We start from the raw sequence: 4,058 nt of genomic DNA, 5'->3' as shown, positions 1-4,058 counted from the left end.
GGCTGGTGCCGAGGGCGTAAGACCTCCGGGAGCGCTGCTCCCGGAGGCAGCCTGAGCCAGGAATCCCCTCCCTTCAGGGAGGGGAGGATGTCAACTCGGCAAAACCATCCCTTGGCGGTCGGCGCCCAACTGTCCGAGACAGTCAGCCCTCCCGTCCTGCCGAGAGCCGAGGCCCGCTCCCATGACCGACCGACGTGCCTTGCCGGACCGGTTGCCCGTGTCCCCCGCGCTTCTGGCGCAGCCCCCTGCGCGGGACATGGCTGACGTCCGTGCTCGGAGTCGTCCTGCTGGCCGGGGTGCCGCTGCTGTTCGTGACGGGCCTGCTCTCGTATGCCGCGTACAACCCCGATCTGTCGCCGCTGAACGACAGGACACCGGACAAGGGCCTGTTGGGCTTCTACCTGTTCTCCTGGCCGACCGATCCGCACTGGCTGTACCGGGTCACCCAGGGCTTCCACGTCGCCGTGGGCGTGGCGCTGATCCCCGTACTGCTGGCCAAGCTCTGGTCGGTCGTCCCCCGGTTCTTCGCCCTGCCGCCCGTGCGGTCCGTGGCCCACGCGCTGGAGCGCCTGTCCCTGCTGTTCCTGGTGGGCGGCGGCCTGTTCACCTTCCTCACCGGGGTCCTCAACGTCCAGCTCGACTACGTCTTCCCCGGCTCCTTCTACCGTCTGCACTTCTACGGGGCCTGGGTCTTCTTCGCCGCCTTCGCGGCCCACGCCGCGCTGCGCGTCCCCCAGACCGTGCGCACGCTCCGGCAGCACGGCGGCCCGGTCGCCTACGTCCGCTCCACGACGTCACCGGCCCCCGCCGCGTCCGACGCTCTGGCCGCACCCGACCCGGCGCCGCCGACGCTCTCGCGGCGCGGACTGGCCGCGCTCGTCGGAGGCTCCTCACTGCTGCTGCTCCTCACCACGGCCGGCCAGAGCATCGGCGGGCCGCTGCGCCGCACCGCGCTGTTCGCGCCGCACGGCGGCGGTGACCCCGCAGGAGGACCCAACGGCTTCCAGATCAACAAGCCGGCCGTCCTCGCCGGCGTCACCGACGCGCAGACCGGCGAGGCGTGGCGGCTCGTGGTGACCGGCCCCCGAGGTCGAGTGCGCCTGTCACGGGAGGAGTTGCTGGCGATGCCCCAGCACACCGCCGCCCTGCTCATCGCCTGTGTCGAGGGCTGGTCGACGGAGGACCAGCGCTGGCGCGGCGTACGGCTGCGCGACCTGGCCGCCCTGGTCGGGTATGAGCCGGAGGACGCACCGGACGTCCTGGTGGAGTCCCTGCAGCTGCGCGGCTCCTTCCGCCGGGCCGCCCTGCGCCACAACCAGGTGCGCGACCCCCGCTCCCTCCTCGCCCTCCAGGTCAACGGCGCCGACCTGTCGCCCGACCACGGCTACCCGGCCCGCGTCATCGTTCCGGCGGCCCCGGGCGTCCTCAACACGAAGTGGGTCGCCCGGCTGTCCTTCGGGAGGGTGCTGTGACGAACACCCCGGACCCCGCGCCGGCCACGCGCGCGGGACTGTGGTGGCGTCGCTGGTACGGGGCGGGCCCCGGCCACCTGCTGCTGACCGCCGCCTCGTTCGTCCTGGTCTGCTATGCGGGCCTGCGCCTGCTGGACGCGGACGAGTGGATCGCGGTGGTGTACTGGGTGGTCGGCGCGGCCCTGGCGCACGATCTGCTCCTCGTCCCCCTGTACGCGGCGATCGACCGGGGCCTGCGCGCACTGCTCGCCCCGCACCTGGTCGACCACGTGCGCTGGCCCGCCACCGCCTCCGCCCTGCTGCTCCTCGTATGGTTCCCGCTGATCAGCGGGAGGGTGGACCGCTACGAGCGCGCCACCCTGCTGCCTGCCGGCGTCTTCCTCGACCGCTGGCTCCTCGTGACGGCGGCGCTGTTCGCCCTCTCCCTGGCCGTGGCGGCGGCGCGCGCCCTGCGGCGCCGCCGGCGTACCGGAGGCGGGGACGTGGACGCCGCTGCTACGGGGCCGCGTTGAGCAGGTCCAGCGCGCTCTGTTGACGCGCCGCGTCCACCGTGTCGACGGGCCCCGACCAGCGCAGTCCGTACTGGTCGAGCGGGGTGCGGTCACCGTTGTGCGCGCGGTCGGCCTGGCGGCGCAGATAGGCCGTGTAGGGGTGGTCCGGCAGGGCCGCGTCCAGCGTGCGCAGCCCGCGCACGTGCGCGCCTTTGAACGACGGCCCGTCGGCGCCGCAGTCGCCGCCCTCGCAGGGGTCGCGCAGGACGCCGTCGCCGGTGTGCAGCGAGGGCGCGGTCGTCGCGGCGTCCGCGATCTGCCGGGCCCGGGCGAGCAGGGCGCCGTCGCCGGTGGCGCGGTGCAGTTCGGTGAGGGCGCCGAGCAGGACGCCCTGGTTGTAGGACCAGACGGGCTGCCCGTTGTTGCGGCACGTGGACAGGTCGACCCCGTCGTTCACCAACTGGGAGGCGTTGATCATCTCGGTGCCCTGGAACCACGCCCAGCCGGCCCGGGCCCGGTCCCGGTACGTGGTGTCGCCGGGGATCCGGTTGTGCAGGGCCGCGTTGAGGTGGATGTAGAGGGAGTTGGCGATGGCGTTCTTGTAGGTCCGCGCCGTGCTCCACCACACGCCGCCCCCACACGTGCCGTCCCAGTACGCCGCCATGTGCTCGGCGTCCGCGCGGGCCGTGGCGAGGTAGCGGCTGTCCCCGGTCAGGTCGTACGCGGCGATCCAGGCCAGCCCCCACCAGCCGGTGTCGTCGATGTAGTCGTTGCGGAACTGCCCGCCCTGCGCGGTGACGTTCAGGTCGTAGGTGCGGGAGATCGCGTACCGGTAACTCCCCATCCCCGACACACGGATGTTGTCGATGACCGCGGTCAGGGCGTTCGCCGAGTTCCACCAGCCGGTCGTGGCGAACAGGCCGGTCGCGTAGGAGTAGAACGTCATCAGCCCGGTGGCCGCCGCGGTCCGCCGGTCGCCGGCGTTCCACGTGGTGCGCGCCCACGGCGTACAGGCGATCTCGGTGCGGTCGCCGGCCCTGCCGCAGGCGCGCAGCGCGCCGACGCCATGGCCGTTCCAGTCGTCCACGTTGTACATCAGCGTGCGCCAGCCCCGCCGGCCCGCGGGCACGGTCGTGGCGCCGAGCCTGCTCCCCGCGCTCCAGGAGCGCCCGCCGTCGAAGGAGCGGTCGAGCCACACCTCGTCACCCGGGCTGCCGTTGTCGAGGGACGCCCAGCCCATGGCGTCGGCGTCGTCGAAGTGCAGGACGATCGACCGCCCGTACAGGGAGGCGGTCACCGGCGCGCGGTCGCCGGGGGAGAGGGCGGGGTCGCGGGCGTCGCAGTACTTGTTGCAGACGGCCGCCCGCGGTGCCGCGCTCGCGGCGGACGCGGCCTGCGGGGCGAGGCCGACGAGGAGCGCCAGGGCGCACAGCGCGGCCCACGGGGACCGGTGGAGCCTTCGTGCGGGAGTCATGGGGCCTCCCTGCCAGGGCGGTGCCCCTCTCGGTGCGGCCGCCGCGACGAGGGTGGGGGAGGCGGCCCGGGGGAACCGGAGGTCGGATGAGAGAGAGCGCTCTCGGAACGTAACGGCAGGGATGCGGGACGTCAATGGGGCGCGTGAGCACCACAGTTGAGGGACCGGTTCCCCTCGGCCGGTCATCCGCGCTCGCGCCACCGCCGGACGGCGAGCGTCGCCGCGGTCACCGCGGTGAAGGCCCCGAAGCCCAGGGTGACGACCGTGCCGGCGCCGACGACGGACGCCACGGCGTTCCCCACCACGCTGACGACCAGAGCCGGCCACAGCAGGACGCGGGCGAGACCGGCACGGGCGGGCGGTTCGGGATGGGTCATGACTCCTCCGGCGGGACTGGGGATGACGGTGAGGTCAGGCACCACCGACGCTAGGCGGCGCCGCCCCGCCCGGCGATCCCGCAGGCACCCGGCCCGGGGTACAGCAGGCTCTACCTGCTGCCGAGCCGGCTCATGGCGACCCGCGGCCTCTTAGAACTCCTAACGAAATGATCTTCGAGGTGGTTGGATCACTCCGGGACTGATGATCCGGGGGTGCGAGGTGGCGCGGCCGAAGCCGTGGGAA

General features: G+C 73.3%; 4 protein-coding genes. 2 read left to right on the top strand and 2 right to left on the bottom strand.

What is annotated here, in order from left to right; genetic code table 11:
• Positions 1–194 precede the first annotated feature (194 nt).
• Both ABZ899_RS36445 and ABZ899_RS36440 read left to right on the top strand, forming a co-directional pair.
• Positions 195–1,472: a molybdopterin-dependent oxidoreductase gene (locus ABZ899_RS36445; protein ID WP_361355201.1), complete on the top strand. Its 1,278-nt coding sequence runs from the start codon at positions 195–197 to the stop codon at positions 1,470–1,472.
• Positions 1,469–1,984 carry a hypothetical protein gene (locus ABZ899_RS36440; protein ID WP_361355198.1) on the top strand — a complete coding sequence of 172 codons (516 nt, stop codon included), beginning with the start codon at positions 1,469–1,471 and terminating at the stop codon, positions 1,982–1,984. The genes ABZ899_RS36445 and ABZ899_RS36440 overlap by 4 nt, the downstream gene beginning before the upstream one ends.
• On the opposite strand, the gene ABZ899_RS36435 is transcribed toward ABZ899_RS36440, so the two are convergent.
• Positions 1,968–3,437 carry a glycoside hydrolase family 76 protein gene (locus ABZ899_RS36435; RefSeq protein WP_361355196.1) on the bottom strand — a complete coding sequence of 490 codons (1,470 nt, stop codon included), beginning with the start codon at positions 3,435–3,437 and terminating at the stop codon, positions 1,968–1,970. The genes ABZ899_RS36440 and ABZ899_RS36435 overlap by 17 nt on opposite strands.
• A gap of 182 nt (positions 3,438–3,619) precedes the next feature.
• Entirely contained in the window at positions 3,620–3,814 is a 195-nt protein-coding gene (locus ABZ899_RS36430; protein ID WP_361355193.1) for a hypothetical protein, read from the bottom strand.
• Positions 3,815–4,058: the final 244 nt, after the last annotated feature.

The organism is Streptomyces sp. NPDC046859 (assembly GCF_040645135.1).
In the GTDB taxonomy this organism is placed as follows: domain Bacteria; phylum Actinomycetota; class Actinomycetes; order Streptomycetales; family Streptomycetaceae; genus Streptomyces.
The sequence above is the reverse complement of the archived record's forward strand: the minus strand, read 5'-3'. Positions and strand labels throughout refer to the sequence as shown.

Coding starts and splice junctions, on each gene's coding strand:
- ABZ899_RS36430 (WP_361355193.1), bottom strand. CDS start 3,814: ATGACCCATCCCGAACCGCCCGCCCGTGCCGGTCTCGCCCGCGTCCTG.
- ABZ899_RS36435 (WP_361355196.1), bottom strand. CDS start 3,437: ATGACTCCCGCACGAAGGCTCCACCGGTCCCCGTGGGCCGCGCTGTGC.